Origin of the sequence: Balneola sp. EhC07 (assembly GCF_001650905.1) — a bacterium.
GTDB lineage: Bacteria > Bacteroidota > Rhodothermia > Balneolales > Balneolaceae > Balneola.
This window is the reverse complement of sequence record NZ_LXYG01000018.1, coordinates 257,223-281,438: the sequence shown is the minus strand read 5'-3', so window position 1 is coordinate 281,438 and position 24,216 is coordinate 257,223. Positions and strand designations below refer to the sequence as shown.

Sequence of the window (24,216 nt, the reverse complement as noted above, 5' to 3'; positions counted from 1 at the left end):
AGACAATAAGTCAACATCGGATGTTTAAAATAATTTAATCCCTTATTCGGAACAACTTGTACTATAGCTTGTTCAAGAGAGTAGTTAATCAAAACAAAACAACTAAATATGTTGACTAACAAATTTTATAAATATCCAATAATGATTCTGATGCTTGCAGTATTTGGCTTTGCATGCTCAGACAGTAATAATAATTCTGATTCAGCTACCGTGAATGGTAATGTTGAACAGTCTCAATCTAATGCCAAAGCACTACCTGAGGGCACTGTTGTAACAATGGCAACTGTAACCTCAAGCGGTTCTATCAATACAATTGATGGAGCAGAAACTACTACTGATGCAAACGGAGATTTTTCTCTTTCATTTGATGCAAACGCAGCACAAAATTTTGTTGTAGTTGCAGAAAATAATGGATCAGAAGCAATGGGTTTCCTTTCTGCTAATGTAGAAAATGGACAAACGATCCTTCTGAAGCCTATTGATAACGAATCGACTGCAGAGAGTAATGTTTTTGCAAGACTCGTAGCTCAAGGCGATGCTGATCTTGTAACTAAGTCTGATATTGAGACAATGGTTACCGCAGCAAACGAGAGTGAAGTGAGAAGTAATACATCATTAGCATCTCAATTTGCTACTTCTTTAGCTAGTTCTGCTGAAGCAAGAGCTGATTTCTTTGCAAATGAAGTAGAAGAAAACGGTGAAGAAAAGTATGAAGCTACACTTGAAATACTTGCAGATGCTCAAGCTCGTCTTGAAGCAGATTTAGAAGCAGCAAGTTCAACAGAAGCTGAAACCGAAGCTTATGATTTATTCATAGAAACAACAGCAAGTGCTTTTGTAAGTGCTGGTGTTGAAGCGAATAAAGCTGCTCAAGCTATTGAAGTTTGGGGAAGAGTAATGATCAATAACATAAATTCTGCTTCTGAAGAAGTTGAAAACTCGGTAAGAACTCAAACTTCTATTATGGCCGGTATCGCAATTGATGCTGCTGTAAGAGCTGAAGCTGAGGCTTCTGAAATGTCTGATGAATCTAAACAAACAATTGCAGACGCTGGTGTAACCCTTAAAGCTGCGCTAAGAACAGCTGTAGGTGTAAAAGCTGACGTAGAAACTGCTTTTGAAGAGTATCAGGAAGAAGTACAAACTACGATGGAAAGTGATTCTTCAGTAGAAGCTAACTTTGTGATCACTGTTAATACAGAGATCAATTCTCAAACTGGTGCGAAAACTATATTTGAGAATGCAATTTCAAGCACAACTTCTGCTGATCTTGCATTGAATATCTTTGCAACGTTCTTCAGTGATGTTGAATCAACTTCAGATGATAATGCAAACTCAACTTCAATGAGCGAAGCTAATCTTGAAGCGGTAACAAGTATAATTATACTTACAAACCTTGCTTCATAAACAGCTGAATAAAAGACAATGAAAAAGCCCGTGATCTTAGATCACGGGCTTTTCTTTTTTTAAGTAATCTTTACTTCACTGAAATTAATTCTACCTTAAAAACTAAAGTGGTATTAGGCTTGATAGGTCCGCCCGGTCTAGGGTTCTCACCATAAGCCAGATCTGAAGGTATATATAGCATATATGTTGCACCTTCTTTCATTAAGGCTACACCTTCTGTGAAACCTCTAACAAATCGATTTAATTGTAACTCATAAGGCTGACCTCGATCATATGAACTGTCAAATTTTTCGCCATCAATGAATGTGCCTTCATAATGAACAACAACTGTATTTTCAGGATCCGGAGAGACTCCTGTACCTTCTTCAATCACTTTGTATTGTAGGCCGGATTCAGTTTCCATTACACCTTCTTTAGTTTTGTTCTCAGCTAAGAAAGCCTCACCTTCTAACCGGTTCTTTTCTTTTTGTGCAGCTGTTAATTGAACTCTAAACTCATTCATTAATGAGTTTCTTGTTGCCTGGTCCAGCTTTTCTGTTTGCTCTATTCCATTAATAAAACCAGCTATATATGCATCATAGCTAAATTCTGTAGCTCCTTCGCGAGCGAAGAAATCTCCATTTTGGTATCCTAAAGCAAAACTTATGCTATCCTGAGCTGAAGAAAGGTCTGTATTTTTATTAATTGATGAATCACTTGAATTGTCACAAGCTAAGCCAACTATTAAAACTAAAAACAGGGCTAATCTTGATGAATTTTTAAAAGTCATAGTATTTTTTTGATTGATATTTAAATTTTGTACTAAAAGTAAAGGAAATTACCACCAAAGTGGAATATATATTCCGTACTTTCTGTGTATATTTATATGATTTAGAACTTTTAAGAAATTTAGCACTTTGACATTTAAAGATTTTGAGCTCCATGAGTCTCTTCAGATGGGATTGAACGATGTTGGTTATTCAGAACCTACTCCCATTCAGGAACAAAGCATTCCGGAAGCCTTAAAAGGCAAGGATATTTTAGGGGCAGCACAAACCGGTACCGGTAAAACCGGAGCATTTGTAATACCAATTATTGAATTAATACTTCGAAATCCATCAGAGGGAACTCGAGCATTAATATTATCACCGACAAGAGAATTAGCTCAGCAGATCGATGAACAGATCTTTGCGTTGGGTTATCATTCTGGAATTAGTTCGGCTACTATAATTGGAGGAGAAGATTTTTCAAGACAGGCAAATGCTTTAAGAGCCGGTGTTGATATTATTGTTGCAACTCCCGGGAGGCTGATAGATCAAATGAAAGTGTTGGATGTTGACTTCAGTAAGATCAATTTTTTGGTACTTGATGAAGCGGACAGGATGCTTGATATGGGTTTTCTTCCTGATGTAAATCATATCATCGATAAGCTTCCGAAAGAACGCCATACAATGCTTTTCTCGGCTACAATGCCCAAAGAGCTTCAAAAGCTTATGAAAAGCGTAATGAAGGATCCTGTCAAAATTGAGATTGAAGTTTCTACAACTTCAAAACAAGTTGATCAAAGAGCATATCAAGCTCCTCCAAGAAAGAAACTAGGAGCTGTTCAAGATCTCCTAGATGAGCTTGATTGGACATCTTGTATTATATTCTCTGCAACCAAAAAGGGAACAAACGAATTAGAAAGAGCGCTCAAGAAAAAGGGCATCAATGCTGGTAGTATTCATGGAGACCGATCTCAGGAAGAGAGAACTGCTTCATTAAGAGCTTTTAAAAACGGAACTGTTCCTGTTATTGTGGCTACCGATGTTTTAGCCAGAGGAATTGATATTGATAACGTTTCAGTTATCATAAATTATGATGTTCCAAGAGCTGTTGAGGACTATATCCACAGATGTGGAAGAACAGGACGTTATGATAAAGAAGGTATTGCGATCACCTTAGTGAGCAAAGCAGATGAGAAATATTTTGAGCCTATAAAGAAAAAAGTAGGAGATGATCTCAAAATTCTTGATTTGCCGGAAGAAAAGAAATCTTCAGCAAAAGAATCTCCTAATCCTAAACCAAAAACTCAGCCGGCAAAAAAGCAACAGACTAAGACAAACAAGAAGATCTCTGATGGTACAAAACCTATTAATGTTGAAAAAGATACGGTTGTAATTTCAACAGACAAGGACGGAAAGGTTAAAGTAGAACTTAAGAACAAAGCTCAGAAAACTGAAAAAACTGAGAAAAAGCCTTCTGAAATTAAAAAAGATGAGAAGAAAAAAGTTGAGGTCAAGTTAAAGAAGAAAACAAAGCCCAATAAAAAGGAAGACAAGAAGAAAGAGAAGGAGAAGAAAAAACCTGAATTATGGAGTAAGCAAGACCGGCCTGACCGAATTGAAAAAGCAAAGGACAGAAAGCAAAAGGTGCGCAAACCATCAAAAGGAATTTGGGGGCTTATTAAATCTTTTATTCCTAAACTTCCTAAGTAGTTTATATTCTGTTAATCTTAACACACTAATTTCACTTAAAAAATACCAAAAAAATGAAATTGAAAAGCATACTAGTAATTTTACTTTTTAGCTTTGCATGTACTAAAAGCCAGGAAGTTGAAGTAGTTAAAACCAGTACTTCAAATACGGAACGTTTACCAATGGTAAATGAAACTAAGATCAAGAATGTGATCTTGTTAATTGGAGATGGAACCGGATTAGCACAAATTTCTTCAGGTCAATTAAATATAGTGGGACCGGATGGCTATTTGAACTTACAACGAATGCCTGTTACAGGTATCGTAAAAACGCAATCTTCTAGTTCATTAATTACTGATTCCGCCGCCGGAGCTACTGCTTATTCTTGTGGTATGAAAACAGATAATGGAATGATAGCTTATTTACCCGATGGTTCTCATTGTAAAACACTATTGGAACTAGCTAAGGAAAAAGGAATGAGCACAGGATTGGTTGCAACTTCTACCATTACGCATGCTACTCCTGCCAGCTTTGCTGCTCATGTGCGTTCTAGAGGCAGTCAGAATGAAATAGCTGAACAATATGTGAATTCCGGTAATGATGTATTTTTGGGTGGTGGAAGAGAGTTCTTTATCCCTCAGAATCAGGAAGGAAGCTCACGTAAAGATGACAGAAATATAATTGAGGAATTTGAATCTAATGGATATGAATATGTTTCAACAGCTGAAGAGATGCAAAACTCTGAAACAGATAAGGTTTTAGGACTTTTTGCTAATTCCGGAATAGAAAGTGAGAACAGAACTCCTACACTACAAGAGATGACGAACACTGCGATTTCAAAATTAGAATCAAATGAAAAAGGTTTCTTCCTGATGGTTGAAGGCAGTCAAATTGATTGGGGTGGTCATGGAAACGATGCTGAGTATGTAATTCGTGAAATGAAAGACTTTGACGATGCTGTTAAAGCTGCTTTAGAATTTGCAGAGAAGGATGGCGAAACGTTAGTAGTACTTACTGCAGATCATGAAACAGGTGGCATGACAATGATGACAGCATCAGATGATCCTCATAAGTTAAAAGTTGAATGGGTTACTGATTATCACACCGGAGTACCCGTAGCATTAATGGCTTATGGCCCTAATGCAATTCAGTTTACCGGATGGCATGACAATACAGATATTGGAATTAAAATAGCTGAATTAATGAACTTTGGTGAGTTTCCTCTTATTCTAGAATAGCCACTTTAATTTTAGAAGAGTTCTGATCGCTTACATCAGCCCAGGCAGCTATAATTGATTTTTTATAGCTGCTTATTTGTGGAAATCCACTTTTTCTGCTTGATTCCATTAAAGAAAATTCAAATTCATTCTGAATTTCTCCATCTGTCGTGATCCTCTTTGCTACAAAAAATGCTTTTGAGCGATTTTCCATATTTCTTTCCATCCAACTGACCAATACTTCGTTGTTCGAAATAAATTCAACATCGACTCTTCCAAGTGGGTTTCCGTTATCTAGCAATACAGGCGTTTCAAATGATTTTCCCTCGTCATTAGAAAAGGCAAGTTTTACACGAGATGTATCGCCGGCTCCGGTATACCATGCAATTGCAAGAGTTTGTCCTTGTGCGGCTATTGCAGGTCCGTTGACAGGACATGCTGCTATTTCCCAGTTATCATCATGAACTGATACAGGCTTTTCCCATTTACCGTTCATAAAACGGGATATGTATATATCCCGAATTTCATCTTCTGTACGGTCTCTGTAAGCAGCAATAAAACCGTTTTTAGTCTTTACTGCGGCTGTTCCACAACAATCACAAACGCTTGCATCAATTAAAAAGCTCTCTTCAATCTTTAAATCATTATTGATGAATGCTGACCTCAAAGTCATCGCTGAAGAAAGTCCTGAAGTATGGCTATCATGTCCACCGGAACCGGCTGTATTTCTGCCATCTAACCAAATACTCAAAAAAGTGGAATCCGAAGCAGGAGTTAAACTTACAAAGCCATGTTCAGTTGGTGTATTATCTTTATGAGGTGTTAGTACGTTTTCCCAGTCGTTAGCAGAACCGGCAATATTGACATTATAAGCGTAAGTGCCTCCGGGAACTTTTTGCAACCAATGAGCTGCTACTGCTTTACCGTCTTTGCCAATTACTGAAGGGAAATCTGCCCAGTTTACAAACCAACTATCAGATTTGGCAATGAGTTTTGGTTTAGACCATTGATCATCATTAAGAGAGGAATAAAACAGGGAAGAGGTATCTCCTTTAGATTCAACCCAGCTGAGAAATACGGTACCGGTGTTATCCGTAAATAGTCGCGGTAACGAGGCATTTTCACCACTTGGAGAGGTAAATTCTTTAACTGAATATTCTTTGTTAGATGAACAGTTTATAGCTATCAATAAAAAAATGCTAAGAATCAGAGGACGCATTGTGAGTTCTATTAAGATTGTATGTGAATTTTGCAGTAAATAAACCAAGAAGTGAAGTAATTGGAAACGTCATTAAATACCATAACGGTACTACTTTGATTGATGCCAAAGTTTCAAATATTATCCAAAAAACGATCAAGGAGGTAATGACATAAAATGCATTTTTTGAGTTAGGATCAGCCATACTAAGAGCTAACATAACTCCAAGCCAGGTTGCCATAAATGAAACGATATAAATGATCAGTATCCATGAAAAGCCCGGTAAAGACTCTATTCCAAAAAAGTAAAATTCTTGTTTGTGAAAGAACGAAATAATAATTCGGGAAAAGCCTTCAACAAATAAACCAAATCCGAAACCAAAAACCGCAGAGAAAAAAGATTTCAATACAAAGTATTTAAAAATTAACGTATCACTTAATATAGAATAATTAATAATCAAGGTTAACAATTGATAGCTTAATTAGTATTTTCAATGCAACAATTAAAAACCAATTTTTATGAAAACATTATCCGTACTTGTATTAATAATCCTTTTAGGGTCAAACCTGTCTGCTCAGGAAACAAAAAAAGTAATCAAACTATCTGAACCGGTCCGGGTTACAAATAATTTTGAGATATATGGCGCCAATGTAGAGGATTTTGAAAAGCCTAAATCACTTACCGAAGTTTTAAAAAATGATGAAAAAAGTTCTACAGTTGTTGTTAATACATCTATAGCAGAAGTATGTGAAAAGAAAGGCTGCTTTTTTATAGCTCAGGAAGGAGATTACTCTGCTCGGATCACTTTTAAGGATTATGGTTTCTTTGTCCCAACTGACTCAGAAGGTAAAGAGGTCACTATTATCGGAGAGCTAAGTAAGAAATTGTTATCAGAAGAAAAGGCTAAGCATTATGCTGAAGACGCCGGAAAAAGCAGTGACAATATACAAGGAGAGCAAATCGAGTACTCGATAGTAGCATCAACAGTAATTATTCAAAAAGAAAGAAAAAATCAGGAATGAACGATAACGATTTATTGAAGCCGGTAGAAGTAACATCAAGTGATAAACAATTAATGGAATCTCCCGAAGTGGAGAAGATCGCTAAAGATGTAATTGCAAAAAATAATATGGAGTTTGGTCCTGCAGAGATCGGTTACTTTTTGGTTTACCCCAACATCTCAAAACAGAGAGCTGCAAAGTGTATGAAAGCAACCAGGGAAGTCAAGTACTATTCCGGTAATGATTATCTGATAGAGCTTTCAGGGGAATTATGGGACATGCTTGATACCAAAACTAAAGAGATGGTTCTTTACCATGAACTCATGCATATTGATCCTTCCTTTAAATCAAAGACTCAGGAATGGAAGATGAACTTAAGAAAACCTGATTTTGCAGATTTCTATACTATCAACGATAAGTATGGAAATGAATGGTATAAAACGGTTCAGGCTACTGCTTCTTCGTTATACGATCTGGATCCAAGACAAGAAAGCAAGGTTTCGCTTTAGAAAGTAAACCCTTCTTTTTCAAGGAGGGGTTTTACACGTTCAATGTGGTTTCCTTGAATTTCAATTGTTTTACCTTTTACAGTACCACCGGTTCCCAATTGCCCTTTTAGCTTTTTGGCAATTTTTTCGATGTGTTGAGGATTATGTTGAATATTTTTGATGAGGGTTACTTCTTTTCCTCTGCGACCTGACCGGTCTAGTGTAATTGTAACTTTCATTTAAACTTGTGTTGTTTTCCATTTACCACGTTTGAATAATATAAAGCCTATTATTCCCAATAAAGTTTCAGAAACTACTATTGAATAAAAAACGCCTTCTTCTGCCAGTCCTAAATGCATTGCTAAAAAATACGCCAGAGGAATTTCAACTATCCAAAAACATACTAAATTGATAAGGGTAGGAGTGAAGGTGTCACCTGCTCCGTTAAAAGCCTGAATAATTACCATCCCAAAAGCATAGGCCAAATAACCATAGCTCATTATTCGTAAACATCTGGCTCCTACATCTATAATGGCTTCGTCAGATGTAAAAATGCCCATCAATAACTCAGCATTAGTAAAGAAAATCAAACCAACAATACCAAGGAAAACCATATTTGCAAAAGCAGATATCCAGGTTGATCTTTCAGCTCTTTCAGGCTGATTTGCCCCGAGATTCTGGCCTACTAAAGTTGCAGCAGCATTACTCATGCCCCAGGATGGTAAAATCGAGAAAATTAAAATTCGAACTGCGATCGTATAACCAGCTAAGGACACGCTGCCAAACTCAGCAATAATCCTGACCAGCCCAATCCAGCTACTTGTAGCAATTATAAATTGACCAATTCCACCAAGTGAAACTCTAATCAAGTTAGACATGATATCCCATCTCAGAACAAGATGTTTTTTAAGGACATTAATTCGTGTCTTTCCGTCAAAAAGTTTGTAACACTGATATCCGACTCCAATTCCACGCCCTATGGATGTGGCAACAGCTGCTCCGGCAATACCCATTTCCGGAAAGATCCAGATTCCAAAAATTAATAAAGGATCCAGAATTATATTTATTCCATTAGCAATAATAAGTGTACGCATTGCGATGTTTGCATCTCCAGCTCCTCTGTATACTGAGTTGATCACAAAGATCAGCATGATCACAAAATTCGTACTGAACATTATAGTGGTGTACACAGAGAACTCAGAAACAATTTGTCCGGTAGCGCCCATCAAGACTAGTAATTCCGATGCAAAATAGCCTCCAAAAATTGCGATCGGAGTGGAGACTAAGATTCCTGCAATTATTGCTTGAACGGCAGTTATTGATGCTTTGTCGTAGTTTTTTTCTCCGAACCTTCGGGATACAACAGCGGTAGTGGCCATAGCAAATCCAATGGCAATTGCGTAAATCAGTGTCATCAGAGACTCTGTAATGCCTACTGTTGCAATAGCTTCAGCACCCAGTTTGGAAACAAAGAAGATATCTACAACCGCAAATACCGACTCCATGAGCATTTCCAGAACCATCGGAATTGAAAGAACCAGAATTGCTTTTCCGATACTTCCCTTTGTGAAATCTTTATCCGTTCCTGAAAGCGAGGCTTTTACTTCACTCCAAATAGAAGCTTCTTTTAGTTCGTTCTCCTCGCTTGATTCCATTTAGTTAAACCGGGCGACGGGAGGGAAGATTGGAACCGTTTACTCTTACTTGGCTTAACCAGAAAAATAATTTCTCAATTCTGGATGATGGAACATTAAATCTAATAACAGCATCTGCAGTTCTTTCAATTGCTTTATCGATATGATTTAAATTCTCAAACTCGATAATACAAGGGCTGTTCAGCTCTGCTAGTTTTTTTATAAAATACTTTTCCTGTGGAGTAGCATATTTCACAACAGAATAAGTATGCCCAACATATACACCGCAAAGTTGCTCTGCATTATTGAAAATAATGAGTGACCTTATTGATGATAGACGGTCAAAGAGTTGATCTAACTTTTTATAAGTTTCAGATTCTGAACCAGAGATATGATCTTCTAAAGAAACATGAACGGAATCGCCCATTACTTCAGTTTCAAATTGGCTTAAAGCATATTTTCTATTTTCGGCGAAGTTGCCTGCAAATACTATCACTCTTTTTTTCTCAGGGTCGTTTCTGAAGTTTTTAAGAAACTCTTTATAAGAGGTACTGTTAAAGTCGAACATTAATTTTGCTGTAGTTTTATTGTTTTCTTTCAATGAAGGTTGTCTCTGTGTCACTGGGATCGAAATTCCACCCACCTGATTTTGCACGTGTTCCTTGAATGGTTAAGGATGTAGTTGAACCTGTTCCGGCTGAAGTTACCGTAATTGTGATTGACGTACCAATTACATCTGCATTTTCATCATCGGTATCCGAGACAGTAAATCCAAACTCAGTACTTCCTGCACCCGGAGCAGTAAAATCTCCTAATGAAAAGCCAACATCACCAGATGCTTCTAAACCTGTTGCTACACTTACTCCTATATCTGAACCTGCAGACATAGGATTACCATTTAGATCTGTAACAGTGTAAGTGAAAGATTGAGCTCCATCCGCAGGTATATTAACGGAATTAGGATTAATCGAAATTAACGCTTGAGACGTTGTAAAAAGCAATTTTAGATCTTGATTAACAAAATCATTGTTTTCATCTACTGTTTTTGCTTTAACAGTAAAAAAACCGATACCCTGTGGGTCAGAACTTGGGCGACTTCCATCTGGTCTTAGTTTCACAGTTGCAGTACCAAATTCATTGGTAAGCGCTGATCCTTCGATAATTCCTGCACCTTGTGTTCTAAAGTCAACGGCGGTTCCTCTTTTTACAGGGTTCCCAAATTTATCACCAACGCTAGCAACAATATCATACTCCAAAGAAGAGTTATTGCCTGATATCAGTCCGAACCCTTCTAAGTTTGTATTGGCAGATGCTATAAAAAACCTATCCGGAGCAGGAAAACCTCCATTTATTGCCACTAAAATAGGCTCTGATACTATTGTGAGCCCAACATCGGAGCGGTCAATAAGAGCTCTTACACGAACTACTCCTGCTGAATCTCCACTAAATAAACTTGTAACTGCTTGTCCGGCAGCGTTTGTTGTTACAGAACTAGGAATTACAGTTTCACCCCCACCAGGACCTTTTAATATGGAGAACTCCACATTTACAGCACCTTCAGTATTTATTGCTCTACCCGCAGAATCTTGTACAACAAAGGTAAATGTAGAACTAACTTGACCACCTGTTTGTCTTATATTAATGGATTCAGCTGAAATCCTTTCTAAAATAATAGCAGCTGCTCCTTCGGGATCTCCACTCACTTCGTCACCACCCGGATCATCCGGTCCCTGTGAATCATTTGGTGTTAATTCAAAATCAATATTATTCAAGACATCCGAAGGGGCTACCCTTAATGTTTGTGTAGCATCACCAAAATTAGCAGATGATGCAGTAAGAGAGATGTCAGTAACTTCATCTATACTAATACCGGTAAACTGGTAATTACCACTAGAATCAGTTTTAACAAAATCAGTCAATTCTTCAGGAGACTCTATTTCAACTGTAGCTCCAAGAATTGGGTCTCCCGAATCAGAGTCTGAAACCTGGCCTGTTATTATCACATCATCATCAGCATTATCAGTGCTGCATGAATTGATCGTGACAAAAAGAAAGAGAACAAAAAGACTTAGGAGATGATATTTTTTCATGGCTTTTTCCTAAAGAGATAATTAAAAGTTAGTAAAGTTACATATTATTTTATCGTCTTGGAAAGTTAATTTATAAAAGCCGGTCTTTCAGATCAAAAATGCTTTAATAAAACTATTCCACAATTGAAGGCTCGGGTATTGGGGTAGATTTAAGTTTTGGTTCAGGTACAAATTTCCAAACTACCAAGGCGGTTAAAAATATAGCAAAAGCACCAAAATAAGTATTACTGGCATATCCTTTAATTGAATAGAGGGGGCCTGCAACAGTTCCTCCGAGGCCGTAACCAACTTGTCCGATTGCAACCAGCAAACTCATCATAGTTCCTCTGTTATTAGATTTTACTAATTCTGATGAAAGTGCCTGAAAGGGACTGATTCTCATTGCTATCAAAATCATAGCAACAGGAAATAAAATAAATGCAAAAGACAGTTCTGTAATGAAAAAAGTTGTACCCGTCATTAAAACAGAAAGCCCGAGACATGAAGTAATAATCATGTTTTTTCTACCAATTTTATCTGATATCCATCCGGAACTTGGTCCAGCAATAACATTAGCGATACCACCCACTGCAAATATATACCCAATGGTAGTTAAGGAAGAATCAAATGAATCTTCCAACCAAGTAGGGAAATAAATTATAAAAACAGATAAACTTAGAAACATTAGTAAGTAACAAAGGGCTACAAAACTCACGTCTTTCCTCTTGAGGAGGTTTATATACTTAGTAAATGTAGAAAGTATTGTAAGCTTGTCAGTATGAAGCTCAACATTAGGTTGAGGGACTTTTATATATATAAGTATAAAAGTAAGTGACATTACAATTCCAAAAACCAAGAACGGAGATTTAAAGCCGAATTGTTCAGCTAGAAATGTACCTAAAGGTATTCCGAGTATCTGTCCAACAGCTATACCACTCATAACCCAACCATTAGCCCAACCTCGTTTTTCGTATGGGAAGTAATCTCCCACATAAGCTACCGCCGCTCCACTTAATACACCACCTGCCATTCCGGCCATCGCTCTAACCAATAAAAAACTCTTAAAATCAACCACTAGTGTATGGCAAAATAAAAAAACAGCCATACCACCAGTGCCTATCAGAAGAATTTTACGGCGACCGATTTTATCAGAGAAAGGCCCCATAATTATAGCAAAAACACCAACCATTACGGCATAAACAGTAATTAAATTGCCTAACAGTTCAATGGGAGTGTTAAGAGTTTGTCCAATTTCCGGTAGTATTGGAGCTATTATCATAATTTGGCTACTCGCAGAAAAAACCAGTAACCATAATGAAAACAGAATAAAATAGGGAGTGGTAGAATTGTATTTCATAAATATATTTAGGAAAGTAACATAACAACTTAAATTTCTTCAAAAAAATGCCGATACTATTAATATATGCTGTTAACCAATTATTACATTGAGCGGATAAGTTTTAGTTCTGATTTTTTTTGTAATTTTTCTCAGACAAATTACTCTTGATGTTAAATAAGCTTAACGCGGATAAACAATTTCTAATTTATTTTTAGAAAATGTTTTAAGAAATTGAATTATAAATTATATTAACAACAAACAAACAACAATAAATAGGTATACCCAATGGGACAACAACAATTACTTCTAGTTATACTAGTAACAATAATCGTAGGTATTGCAACTGTAGTTGCAATTAACACTTTCTCAAGTGCAGCTGATTCAGCTAACTTGGATGCAGTTCGTCAAGATGTTGCAAATATTGCAGCTTCAGCACAGAGCTACTATATGAAGCCTACACAGTTAGGTGGCGGTGGTCAGGATTTCACCGGTATCACATTTAATAACTTATCTTTCGCATCAGATACTATTGATCAGGGAGACTTGTTATCAGCACTAAATGCTAATGGTAAGTATGTTCTTAGTGCAGCTGGAGCTACTCAGTTCACTATTACTGCACATCCAAACAGTGATCCTGATTTTGACGGAACAATTGGTGATGCTGCTACTAACACAATGGCAGCAGATGTTACCAGAGATGATTTGAGCTGGACTGATAATAACTAATATCTATCCAAGTCTTATATTTAAGGACTTCATTTTAAATGAAGTCCTTTTTTTTTAGATTAAAATAAGTAAAACATACTAGTAGCTTTTACAACGCTGTTAGAAGTAGAAGGAATAATGCAATAGGTTCTATTAATATGTTTCCAGAAGCTGAAAAGGATGTAGTAAGACAAAGAGTGCTCGATTTAACACTTTACTCTAATTCTTACTTTACAAAATCGGATATTTCAGAATGTTACAATTGTCGTATTACTAACCTTTTAGGAGGTCAAGTTTGAATAAAGCAATTTATAATGAACAATATTTTATAAGCTCTAAAGCCGTTACAAGAACTTTTAAAGAATTCTCATCAACTTTGGGCTGGATGGATATTTTACATCTACATCTATTAAATTTCGTATAATCTGGAGTAACTTTTAACATGGCACAATTTCGTTTAAAAGCAGTTTCTAATGGTGGTAAAGTAATCTTAAAAGAGTTCGAAGCAGAGAATAAAAAAGACGCTCAGATCAAGGTAGATAGATTAACGAAGACTAATGGCTTAAATGTGAAGTCATTAGAACAAAAATCTACCTTCATGTACAAAGTGAAGCGTCCCGGAAAGCCAAAGTTAACCGGAGAGCAGGAAGCTTACAATAAAGAAGAAGTAGAAAAGGCACTTCTTAAGCTTGGATATGAAATTCTAAGTATTAATAAGAAGTTTTTTGAGTTTAAGGGAGGGGTGCCACACACGGAAGTGGTTACTTTTATCAGTTTGTCTGCAGATCTTTTAAAACAACAATTAACTTACGATGAAATTTTAAACCTCTTATATGAAGATACTGCAAATAAGAGGATGAAAGAGGTGATAAAGACTATTCAGAAAGACCTAAAGGATGGTAAGGAAGGTTCTGAAGTTTATGGAAAGCATGAAGACGTCTTCGGAAAATTTGCTGCTTACATGCTTAGTGTTGCTTCTACGTCTGGTAACATGGCTTTAGTATTTGAAAGTACTGCTAAATTTCTTGAAAGGGATGCTGAATTTAAAAAGAATTTAAAGCGCTCCTTGATGATGCCTGCTGTTACAGTTCTTGCTGTAGTTGGAGTTGTATTATTTTATGTAGGATATATATTTCCCGCAACAGCTGAATTATTTGTAGATATGGGGATTTCATTACCACCCATGACAGCTGCAACACTCCAATTAAGCTATTGGTTGGAGGCAAATTGGATAACACTTATACTTAGTGTAATCGGTCCTATTGGTGGTTTGATTTACTATTTTAAGACACCTAAAGGAAAACTTTTCTTAGATAAGTATATCATAAAAATCCCTGTAATCGGTGATTTATTACACAAAACAAGTATTGAAATTTTTTCAAGAGTATTTTATACACTTTATAGTGGTTCAGGGCAAAATATTGAAGTAATAAAGGTTGCTAGCGAGGCTTGCAGAAATACATATATGGAAAAGCGAATCAAAGAAGTTGCAATAAAAAAGATGCTTAAAGATGGCGCGGGCTTAATTGAATCGATTGAAGAAACAGGTGTATTCACAAGAACCGCGATAAGTAGATTTAGATTAGGAGCTGAGTCAGGATCTTTACGAGAAAATGCACGCCAACTCGCAGAATACTATGAAGTTCAAACAACGTATAGAATGCAATCTGTAATAGATACTATTAGTTTATTCGTGAATTTATTTATTATGATAGCTTTAATTGGAATCACTGTTGTTTCTTCTGAATCTGCTGTTATTAAGCCGAATGCTTAATGGGTAAAATTAATATCAGAAGACATATCGGCGATATTCTTGTAAAGAAATCTATTATTTCTGGTGAGCAGCTGAAGGAGGCTTTAGAAATATTAGAGCAAGAACCGGAATCGAGTAGCCGTAGATTAGGTCAGATCTTATTTCAGGATTTAGATCTTAACAGGCATACTATAATGAAAGAGATTGCCGAGATTTATGCTTTTAGAGAGGTTCTTGAAAATATTGACTCTGTCCCTGAAGAGATTATTGACCATATTAAAACAAACGTTGAAGAGCTTAATAATGATGTAGTAGATGAGCTCGTAGTTCTAAAAGCAGTTCCTTTTCATCGATCTCAAAATTCTATAACGGTTGCTGCTGCTGATCCATCTGACCCTGATATTCAGGGAGTAATACAAAAGCTCAATTTCAAAAAAACTGAATTGGTTTATTGTAAGTATGAGTTTATAGAGGAGATCTTGTCAAACGTCTATGAACAAAAAAATGAGTTCCTGGACCTTTTAGAAGAAATAGATTATGACGAATCTCAGTTAGAAGCTGAAGAGGAAGAATCAATCAATGAAGAAGAGATTGATGCTGAGATAAACCAAAGTATGCTTAATTCCTTGGTAGAAGGGATGTTAGTTGAATCAGTTAGGCAGGGTGTTAGTGATTTGCACATCGTTCCAAGCGGACCTTCTACTACAGACATTCGCTTTAGAACGGATGGAAAGCTGCAATTATGGTATCAACAGAAGAATGTTAAACCAGAGGCAATTTCCGCAGTAGTAAAAGACAAAACCCGAAATGTAGATAGATTTGAAAGAGATGCATCTCAGGATGGATTTATTCAACGTCAAATTGATGGTGTTGGTATTCGGTACAGAGTTTCTATTATGCCCATAGTTGGTAATCAATACGATAGAAAATTTGAGTCTATTGTAATCAGGGTTCTTGATGACAGAAAAGTTATTCGTGACCTTGATTTACTAGGGCTTCAAAAAATAGCAAAAGCCAATTTTGTAAAAGCTATAAGTCAACCTTCCGGAATTGTTATAATTACAGGGCCTACTGGAAGTGGTAAATCAACAACACTTGTAGCAGCTCTTTACTCGGTTATTGACCCAACTAAAAATGTTCTTACTATTGAAGAGCCTGTAGAATATATAATAGAAGGAGCGCGGCAGTTAAAGATCAGTAATCATATGACCTTTGATCAATCAATACGCGGAATACTTCGTCATGATCCGGATATTGTATTAGTAGGAGAGATGAGGGATCTTAAAACAGCAGAAATTGCAATAAAATTAGCCAACACCGGTCACCTTACTTTTTCTACTTTACACACAAATGATGCACCCAGTGCTGTTTCTCGTTTATTTAAAATGGGAGTTGAGCCATTCTTGATCGCAAATGCGGTTAATTTAGTTATGGCTCAGCGTTTGGTAAGACGTTTATGTAAAGATTGTAAAGAAGAATTTAAACCACATATTGAAGTAGCAAAAGGTATAGGTTTTACTGAAGAAGAGTATGAAGAAACAACTTTTTATAAAGCTGTAGGGTGCGAAGTTTGTGGTCAATCGGGTTTTAAAGGTCGTTCAGCGATTCATGAAGCTTTGTTTTTCTCGAAAGAGATAAAGGAACTTGTTTTGGAATCAGGAGGCGATATAGATGAACAAGCTATAAAAGATTTAGCTATGTCTCAGGGTATGTTAACTCTTAGAGGCTCTGGCCGTGAACGTATTAAAGAAGGTATTACAACGATTGAAGAAATAATTGCAGGAACTTTAGAAGATTAATTTGAAATATTAGATAACTTATTAAATATTAGTTAATCATTTTAGCGATATTTAGTGTACGGGGAAGAAAACAAATGGATATGCAAGAAAAAAACCATGATAAAATGCCTGACTACTTAAAGAAGTTTCTTAAGGAACCTCCTTTATTGTTACGCAATTTTCACTACGAAGACGTATTAGAGTTCTTACAAACTGGCGTTGAAGAACGCTACATGGCTGGTGATAATATTATTAATGAATCCGAAAATGTTAATTCTGCGTACTTAGTTGCATCAGGTAAAGTGGCTATTTGGAAAGATGGAATTCAATTAGCAACATTATCGGAAAGTAATTTTCTAGGAGAGGCTTTTTTATTCAGTAAAAACAGCAGAATGGCTAAAGTAACTTCTGAAACGGACACTATATTATTAAGGTATGAACGATATGATGCACTTAATTTCTTTCGAAAAAAACCGGAAAAATTGTTCAATATCTTTACAAAGAATATCATCGAAATACAGCAAAGAAAAATTAGTAACATGAATGTACAGTTACTAAACCTCAAAAAAAGATTACTTAATGACAATACCTGGTAAGATTTACTAACTAGGTTAAGTATAATTCTGTAACATTCTTGATAGGAAATCATCTATAACAATGATTTCTTTATATGATTTTTATGCAAACGGCTAGCAAAGAACATATTCTTAATACGCTCACAGCGCCTTTAATTGAGCAAATTCCTTTCACTGCCAGAGGAGACGAGCTTTTTATAAAAATGAGCCAAATTCTGGATGACCAACCTGAAAAGCTTCGTATTGATTTAAAAGCTGTTCTGGATAGTTTTTTACTTAAAATGTTGAAGAATGAGGCTTCTGATATAGATTTAGGTGGGGCAGGCTGTAGAGGTAAAGTTTGGTATAGAATTTTTGGGGATAAATCACCGGATAAGAGTACTCAGAATTTTTCGGTAGAAGCTACTGATTTTTTACTCTTGAACATATTGGTAAACAGCCAAAGGAAGTTACTTTTAAAGGATCGAAATCTTGATTTTTCATATGGGATAGAGATTGGTAATGGTAAGAATCAACGTTTCCGAGTTGATATTTACTTTGATTTAGAGCATTTAGCTATGAATATGAGACGCATTGATAATACAATACGTCCTTTTAAGAGTTTAGGAGTTAACGCGGAAGTAGCAAAAGCACTTAGTCTGAAATATTATAAATACGGATTAAGTTTAATAACCGGAATTACAGGATCCGGTAAATCGTCTACTTTAGATACGATTATTGATGCAAATAATAGAACAGTAGACTCTCATATAGTAGTTATCTCATCTCCTGTAGAGCTTATTCACAAACCAATTAAATCTGTGGTTAGGCACAGAGAAGTAGGCAGAGATGTAGAATCTTTTAAAGCAGGAGCTATTCAAGCGTTACGTCAGGATCCTGATATAATCGTAATAGGTGAGCTTAGAGATCCGGAGACTATTATGACTGCTCTGGAAATTACAGATTCAGGACATAAAACGTTCAGTACATTGCATACATCCTCAGCAATGGATAGTATAGAGCGTATATTAGGTGAAGTACCTACAGAAGAACAGAATCGAGTTCGAGCTCGTTTAGCAGATGTTTTAACGTGCGTTATAAGTCAAAAACTTGTACCCAGCTTAGATGGCAAGCGAGTGTTAGCTAAAGAGGTTCTTATAGCAAACTCATCGGTAAAAGCAGCGATCAGAAACAATAATATCAGCGAAATTTATCAGATGCTGATGGAAGGAAGCGAAAAAGGAATGAATACTTTAGAGCAAGATCTGAAACGATTATTCACTGAAGGAAAAATTTCTAAAGAAAACGCAATTAATTATTCCAACAATAAGTCGAAAATAGTACAACTTTTAAGTGAGACAAGTTATTAATTAGATGGCTGGAATTAAATTATATACCGGATTTTCTCTTGAAGACGATTCCATCAAGATCGCTAGAATAAGTGTGTCCGGAAAAACGGCAACACTTGAGAAAATAGATAAGATCAAGCTCGTAAATGCACCAAATAAAATTGGTGAACTTAAAGATCAGGATGAAGAAGTTTTTGATGCGTTTGATGATCTTGAAGATGATAGTATTTTCGGAATCGAAGATGATAATACTTTTGATTTAACAGAAGACGACGAGGAATCCGATGTAGAAGGATCTTCAGATGAATTAGATTTAGATCTAGATCTTGATTTAGAGGATTTAGAAGATGATGATTCAATTCTGAATGTAGATGATATGGCCCTTGAATCTGATTCTGAGATGGCCGGGAGTAATGAATTACTTATTTATAACATTCTTACTGATCTAGATCCTTCAAAAGTAAAACTAAGCGTAAATATTCCTTCCGGGTCAACTATTTTTCAGATTTTAAGGGATATAGATTTTTCTTCGATTAAGAAAAAAGACCTTCAGATAATTGTAGATGACCGTTTAGAATCTCTCTACGGCTCTCCGAAAGGAAAGGATCTTTACTCAACAACAATTAGAGATGATGGTTCTTTACTCTTAGTATCTATTGATGAAAATCCGCAAGTACTACAACTAATCCACCAGTCTGAAACCATCTACAGCGGTAAAGTTACCATTAATGAAGTATTACCCGACGAAGCTCTTATCGTTGGTTTATTTCGCGCTAACTATGATGTTGATTTTGAGAGTATTACCGCTTTAATACAGTATAGTGAAGAAAGTTGTAGAGTAATATTTCTGAAAGGTAAAGATCTACTAAGTATTTCTCCGATCATAACGGAAGGAGCTTCTTCAAAAAAATTCCTGAACACTGTGTTTAGTAAAGTGCTTTTTCAGCTTGATACCGGTGAAGTCCCAAGTCTGGACCGGATAATACTATGTAACAATAGTTTGAATGGTGCTGCTATTGAGTTCTTTGAAGATCGTTTTCCTGATATCGAAGTTTCAGAGTTTATATTTGACGACGAAATTTTTGACACTAACGGTTTTGAGCCAGGCGTGGTTTCATCTTTTACATCTGCAATTTCACTAGCCTGGGCTGACGCCGGCTTTCAAAAAGAGTCTTATCCTGACATCAGTTTTTTACCTTCATATGTAAAGGACCGTCAGAAAATTTTTAAGCTTCAGTGGCATGGATTTTTACTAGTTGCTTTAATTATCTCTGTTTTCCCCATAACAAACTACTTTTATCTCGCAAATTCTTCAGAGATAGTTAGTTTAAGAGAAAGTGTATCAAGTCGTAAAGCAGAAATAAGAGTTCTTGAAAATACAGTTCAAGAGTATAACAGAATAAATTCTGAACTAGCTGGAATTCAAACAAAGCTCGTTTTACTTGATGAATTGAGTGAAGAGACACTAACATGGTCGGTTAACCTGGATTTAATAAATAAAGGAACAGATAATATTGATTCTATTTGGTTGACAAGTATTTCTCAATCAAATGATACTGGTATAGATTTAAAAGGTATCGCAATTTATAGAAACAGGATCCCGATGATTGCCGATATGTTCAGTAAGGCTGTATTAAAAGATGTACAAAGAATATTGATCCGAGATAAAGAAGTATATTCATTTACTTATTCTGTTTCTGAAGTTGTATCCAACACTGAAAGATACACTCCTGAAAGTGCTCAGGGTCTTAAAGAAGTATTAGGGGGTAATTAATAGTATGTCCTACGCTCTTCGAAACTCTTTAATTCTATTGGTGACCTTGCTTTTGATTGCAGGGGCAGCATTTTCTTACATAAAGTTTGTTCAAAAGGCTGAAATTAATGACCTGACTACAGAATTAGAATCTCTAAATAGAGATTATGGCACAAAGACAGAAATAAGAGATCAATATCCTCCTCTACTGGAGCGCTACAATAAAGCACGAGATATTGTACAAAATTTTGATAAAAAATTATATAGTTCCAATAACCCTGACGATGTTTATGACTATTTAAGCGAAATAAATGATGAAAATCTGGAACTATTCTATGACTTTACTTATCAGGATTCAACTGTAAATAATCAATATGGAATTCTTAGGTCCAGAATTGTAGGCACCGGGATCTATTCTGATTTTGTTACTTTTATCAATAAAATTGAAAATAGTCTTTATTTAAATAAAATTGAAAACGTGAATATTACACCTGGTGTTGGGGAAGCTACTCAGGATTATGTTAATTTTAACATGACTTTAAATAGTTATTACCAAAAAATTGTTTTCGAAACAGCAGAAGATATTCAACAAAAGTTTAGAATTGATTCGACCATCTCTGTATTTAATCCTCTAAAACCTTTGGTATTAAGTTCAGTTCCAGCTAATACTGATAACCTTACTAACATTGAACAATCCAGATTAATTGGATTAACGAGTACAAGGATTTTTATAATAGACCAAAATGGAGAGACACAAATTCTAAAGCCAGGCGATAAGGTTTATTTAGGGTATCTAAGAGAAATTGACTCGGAAAACAAAGAGGTTATATTTAACCTGGACAAAGGCGGGATTCAAGAAATATTCACTTTAAAGGTGGAAAGATGAAATCATTTACAATGCAGCTTACAACAAAATTATTTGGCATTTCTTTACTGTTAATCATTTTTACTCAGGTTTTCATTCAGAATGCGAACGCACAAACAAAGAATCCTTTCAGAGAGTACACTAACCCGGATGAGATAGTCACTTTTGACAGAAGCACGAGTTATACTGAAGCAATTGAGATATTTAATCAGTTTGCACAAGAATATGAAAATAAATTCATTGTTGATTTATCAGGCTACACCGGTTCTATTGGGGTTAGTTTACCGCCAATGTATTGGAAAGAAGCTTTAGATTATATTCTTAAAATTCAAAATCTTCAATTGGTTGCAAAACCTGATTACTATGAAATTATAATACCTCAGGTCACATCTGAAGGAGCTTCAGGAAGTTCACAGGATAGAGCTACAAGTGGGGGAGAATCAGCAGAGATTTTAGCTGATATTGATACAAGGGAAGTACGAATTAATGCTACTTTCTTTGAAGGAAATAAAAGAGCACTGGCTGAGATCGGTATAGACTGGTCTACGCTTACAAATAATGTTCCGGCTAATATTCAGGATTTCGTTGGTTCAGGTGCAACTGCTTCGGTACCTCAAACTGCTTTTGCTGACCAGTTTGTTTCAATTAATTCTGCAAACGCCAATCAGGTTTCACAAAACGTTTTTAATGCTTTGGTAAATCTTGGAGAAATTGGCCCCGGAATTAGTGTTCAAGCTCTATTCAGTACTTTCGAATCTAATAACTTGGGAAGCATAATAGCGACACCTTCAATAAAAGTAGTTGATGGTGAAGAAGGAAAAATTCAGGATGGTCAGGATTTTTCAGTAAAACAAAGAGATTTTGCGGGAAATGTAACAGATGAGTTTTTTAGTACTGGTACAATACTAACAGTTACTCCAACGATAATAGATTATAACGACAGTACGTTTATCCATCTTGATATAGCAGCCGAACGATCTAATGCCCAACCGGATGCCGTTAGTACGGTTATCAGGAAACAGGAAGTAACTACTAAAACTTTATTGTTGGATGGAGAAGCAACTGCTGTAGCCGGATTATATACAACCTCTGAAACAAAGATAAGAAGAGGTGTTCCGATTCTAAAAGATCTTCCCGGATGGTTCTTTGGTTTAAAATACCTATTTGGATATAATTCTACTGACAAAATTGAAAATGAGTTAGTAATTATAATACAGGCAGAACTGGAAAAGACTTTATCTGAAAGGATGAACGATAAGTTAAGATCAAAAGGGTCTATTCTTAATGATGAAAGAAATCGTTTTCGCAATGAAATGGATTACGTGATGGATAAACCCGGTCCGGTAATAACCCCAACTCCTGTCAGAGATGATGAACCTGATACAACAACAGTTACCAGCGAAGAGATTAAAGGGATGGAGACTCCTAAAGAACAAGGAGAGGACAAAAAGCCCATTAAAAAAGAAGAAGAGCTGACAGAGAATCAAAAAGAGGAACTGAAAAATCTTTCAATGCCCATTAAAGATCCCGAGTTAATGGTAGTTGTTCCTAAAGCTTTTGATCTTAATGAGTATTTGGCAAAAAGAGAAACCGGAGAAGTTCAGGAAGACAACACTGACTTAAAATACTTCGTAATTGGAGGTTCATTTATTGTCCCCAAGAATGCGTCTAATTTTTCCAGTACTTTAGATTCCCAAGGGTTTGAGTCCAGAATACTTTTTCACCCGGGCACTCGCTTTAATTATGTTGCATACTACGCTTTTTCAGATTACGATAAAGCAGTGGAAACAACCAAACGAATGAGATTAGAAGGGGACCCGGGAACCTGGCTATTTACTCTTCAGCCAGAAGTCGAATTCAAAGAAGAAAATTAACTTAAGTTCCTGAATTTTTCTTCAGAAAGTTAATAGAGACTTCATTGAAGATCTCAGGCTTTTCGACATTGCACACATGTCCACAGTCCTCTATTATTTCAAGATGGGCTAATTTGTGGTTCTTCACTATGTTTTTGACGGGTGGTAAAAACATATAGTCCTCTTCTCCCATAATATAAAGCATAGGCGAAGACGTTTCTTTTTCTTTAAAATACCTTAGAAGGGGATTGACTTCATTGGTCAGTTTGAACCATTTTATAAATTCTTTTTGAGCCAGTTTTTTTGCCTCACCAATAAACAGATTTCTGGATTTTTCATGTCTCTTTCTAGGCATTATTATCCAGGCAAAAAATTTGTACAACCACATATATGGTACTACTCTTTTAAAAAGATGACCTATAAAAACTAAAATTCTTGAGCGAATATTCATTCTTGTAATTGCGCCACAAAGAATGGCAGAGTTTACCCGCTCAGGAGCTATTTCACTCAGGGAACGAATGATTATAGATCCTAAGGAAACACCAACAAAATGTGCTTTTTCTATTTCAAGATGATCGATTACTTCTAATATATCCCTGCTTATATTTTCAAAAGAATAATTTTCCTCATAATATTTTTGCAAGAGGTCTTTCGACTTACCATGTCCGCGTAAATCCAGAAGCAATACATTAAATTCTTTTCTGAAAGATTTTATTTGACTGAACCATATACTTGAGCTACCACCTGCACCATGTACAAATACAACCCAATCGGCTTCCTTAGATTTTATATATTCTTTATAGTAAAGCATTGGTATT

Annotated in this window: 22 protein-coding genes; 13 read left to right on the top strand and 9 right to left on the bottom strand. The window is 35.9% G+C overall.

Annotation, left to right across the window (positions count from 1 at the left end; all coding sequences use genetic code 11):
- Positions 1-108: 108 nt before the first annotated feature.
- Positions 109-1,407: a hypothetical protein gene (locus A8B79_RS13135; protein ID WP_066223512.1), complete on the top strand. Its 1,299-nt coding sequence runs from the start codon at positions 109-111 to the stop codon at positions 1,405-1,407.
- A gap of 70 nt (positions 1,408-1,477) precedes the next feature.
- On the opposite strand, the gene A8B79_RS13130 is transcribed toward A8B79_RS13135, so the two are convergent.
- Complete coding sequence (locus A8B79_RS13130; RefSeq protein ID WP_066223509.1) at positions 1,478-2,176, bottom strand: FKBP-type peptidyl-prolyl cis-trans isomerase; 699 nt, start codon at positions 2,174-2,176, stop codon at positions 1,478-1,480.
- 127 nt (positions 2,177-2,303) lie between these two features.
- Here A8B79_RS13130 and A8B79_RS13125 point away from each other — a divergent pair, with 127 nt between their 5' ends.
- Together A8B79_RS13125 and A8B79_RS13120 are read left to right on the top strand one after the other, a co-directional pair.
- Positions 2,304-3,863, top strand: a complete 1,560-nt coding sequence (locus tag A8B79_RS13125; RefSeq protein ID WP_235603726.1) for a DEAD/DEAH box helicase — start codon at positions 2,304-2,306, stop codon at positions 3,861-3,863.
- A 53-nt stretch (positions 3,864-3,916) separates the two neighbouring features.
- Positions 3,917-5,080 (top strand): alkaline phosphatase, encoded by a 1,164-nt coding sequence (locus tag A8B79_RS13120; RefSeq protein WP_066223505.1) that lies wholly within the window; start codon positions 3,917-3,919, stop codon positions 5,078-5,080.
- On the opposite strand, the gene A8B79_RS13115 is transcribed toward A8B79_RS13120, so the two are convergent.
- Both A8B79_RS13115 and A8B79_RS13110 read right to left on the bottom strand, forming a co-directional pair.
- Positions 5,067-6,278 (bottom strand): hypothetical protein, encoded by a 1,212-nt coding sequence (locus A8B79_RS13115; protein ID WP_066223502.1) that lies wholly within the window; start codon positions 6,276-6,278, stop codon positions 5,067-5,069. The genes A8B79_RS13120 and A8B79_RS13115 overlap by 14 nt on opposite strands.
- Positions 6,259-6,663 carry a hypothetical protein gene (locus tag A8B79_RS13110; protein WP_153038438.1) on the bottom strand — a complete coding sequence of 135 codons (405 nt, stop codon included), beginning with the start codon at positions 6,661-6,663 and terminating at the stop codon, positions 6,259-6,261. Before A8B79_RS13110 ends, A8B79_RS13115 begins: the two co-directional genes overlap by 20 nt.
- A gap of 112 nt (positions 6,664-6,775) precedes the next feature.
- Between A8B79_RS13110 and A8B79_RS13105 the strand changes: the two genes are divergently transcribed.
- On the top strand, positions 6,776-7,279 hold the full coding sequence (locus tag A8B79_RS13105) for a DUF4920 domain-containing protein (protein WP_066223495.1): 504 nt from the start codon (positions 6,776-6,778) through the stop codon (positions 7,277-7,279).
- Complete coding sequence (locus A8B79_RS13100; RefSeq protein WP_066223493.1) at positions 7,276-7,767, top strand: putative metallopeptidase; 492 nt, start codon at positions 7,276-7,278, stop codon at positions 7,765-7,767. The genes A8B79_RS13105 and A8B79_RS13100 overlap by 4 nt, the downstream gene beginning before the upstream one ends.
- On the opposite strand, the gene A8B79_RS13095 is transcribed toward A8B79_RS13100, so the two are convergent.
- From A8B79_RS13095 to A8B79_RS13075, 5 genes are all read right to left on the bottom strand, one after another.
- Positions 7,764-7,985, bottom strand: a complete 222-nt coding sequence (locus tag A8B79_RS13095; protein WP_066223491.1) for a translation initiation factor — start codon at positions 7,983-7,985, stop codon at positions 7,764-7,766. The two genes, A8B79_RS13100 and A8B79_RS13095, sit on opposite strands and share 4 nt — an antisense overlap.
- Positions 7,986-9,401, bottom strand: coding sequence for an MATE family efflux transporter (locus A8B79_RS13090; RefSeq protein WP_066223489.1), 1,416 nt, complete (start codon positions 9,399-9,401; stop codon positions 7,986-7,988).
- A gap of 4 nt (positions 9,402-9,405) precedes the next feature.
- Positions 9,406-9,948 (bottom strand): hypothetical protein, encoded by a 543-nt coding sequence (locus tag A8B79_RS13085; protein ID WP_153038437.1) that lies wholly within the window; start codon positions 9,946-9,948, stop codon positions 9,406-9,408.
- A 16-nt stretch (positions 9,949-9,964) separates the two neighbouring features.
- Positions 9,965-11,470 carry a carboxypeptidase regulatory-like domain-containing protein gene (locus tag A8B79_RS13080; RefSeq protein ID WP_066223485.1) on the bottom strand — a complete coding sequence of 502 codons (1,506 nt, stop codon included), beginning with the start codon at positions 11,468-11,470 and terminating at the stop codon, positions 9,965-9,967.
- A gap of 112 nt (positions 11,471-11,582) precedes the next feature.
- Positions 11,583-12,806, bottom strand: coding sequence for an MFS transporter (locus A8B79_RS13075; protein ID WP_066223483.1), 1,224 nt, complete (start codon positions 12,804-12,806; stop codon positions 11,583-11,585).
- Positions 12,807-13,073: 267 nt separating this feature from the next.
- Here A8B79_RS13075 and A8B79_RS13070 point away from each other — a divergent pair, with 267 nt between their 5' ends.
- The 8 genes from A8B79_RS13070 to A8B79_RS13035 all read left to right on the top strand — a co-directional run bounded on the left by A8B79_RS13070 (position 13,074) and on the right by A8B79_RS13035 (position 23,419).
- Complete coding sequence (locus A8B79_RS13070) at positions 13,074-13,514, top strand: hypothetical protein (RefSeq protein WP_066223481.1); 441 nt, start codon at positions 13,074-13,076, stop codon at positions 13,512-13,514.
- Between the two features lie 547 nt (positions 13,515-14,061).
- Positions 14,062-15,267 carry a type II secretion system F family protein gene (locus A8B79_RS13065; RefSeq protein ID WP_235603725.1) on the top strand — a complete coding sequence of 402 codons (1,206 nt, stop codon included), beginning with the start codon at positions 14,062-14,064 and terminating at the stop codon, positions 15,265-15,267.
- A complete protein-coding gene (locus tag A8B79_RS13060) occupies positions 15,267-17,045 on the top strand; it encodes a GspE/PulE family protein (RefSeq protein ID WP_066223477.1) in 1,779 nt (592 codons plus the stop codon). The genes A8B79_RS13065 and A8B79_RS13060 overlap by 1 nt, the downstream gene beginning before the upstream one ends.
- A gap of 74 nt (positions 17,046-17,119) precedes the next feature.
- Positions 17,120-17,620, top strand: coding sequence for a Crp/Fnr family transcriptional regulator (locus A8B79_RS13055; RefSeq protein WP_066223475.1), 501 nt, complete (start codon positions 17,120-17,122; stop codon positions 17,618-17,620).
- Between the two features lie 74 nt (positions 17,621-17,694).
- Positions 17,695-18,948, top strand: a complete 1,254-nt coding sequence (locus A8B79_RS13050; protein ID WP_235603721.1) for a type IV pilus twitching motility protein PilT — start codon at positions 17,695-17,697, stop codon at positions 18,946-18,948.
- A gap of 4 nt (positions 18,949-18,952) precedes the next feature.
- A complete protein-coding gene (locus A8B79_RS13045) occupies positions 18,953-20,701 on the top strand; it encodes a PilN domain-containing protein (RefSeq protein WP_066223473.1) in 1,749 nt (582 codons plus the stop codon).
- Positions 20,702-20,705: 4 nt separating this feature from the next.
- On the top strand, positions 20,706-21,566 hold the full coding sequence (locus A8B79_RS13040) for a hypothetical protein (protein ID WP_066223471.1): 861 nt from the start codon (positions 20,706-20,708) through the stop codon (positions 21,564-21,566).
- On the top strand, positions 21,563-23,419 hold the full coding sequence (locus tag A8B79_RS13035; protein ID WP_066223469.1) for a type II and III secretion system protein: 1,857 nt from the start codon (positions 21,563-21,565) through the stop codon (positions 23,417-23,419). The genes A8B79_RS13040 and A8B79_RS13035 overlap by 4 nt, the downstream gene beginning before the upstream one ends.
- A gap of 1 nt (position 23,420) precedes the next feature.
- On the opposite strand, the gene A8B79_RS13030 is transcribed toward A8B79_RS13035, so the two are convergent.
- Positions 23,421-24,209 (bottom strand): alpha/beta fold hydrolase, encoded by a 789-nt coding sequence (locus tag A8B79_RS13030; protein WP_066223467.1) that lies wholly within the window; start codon positions 24,207-24,209, stop codon positions 23,421-23,423.
- Between the last annotated feature and the right edge of the window lie 7 nt (positions 24,210-24,216).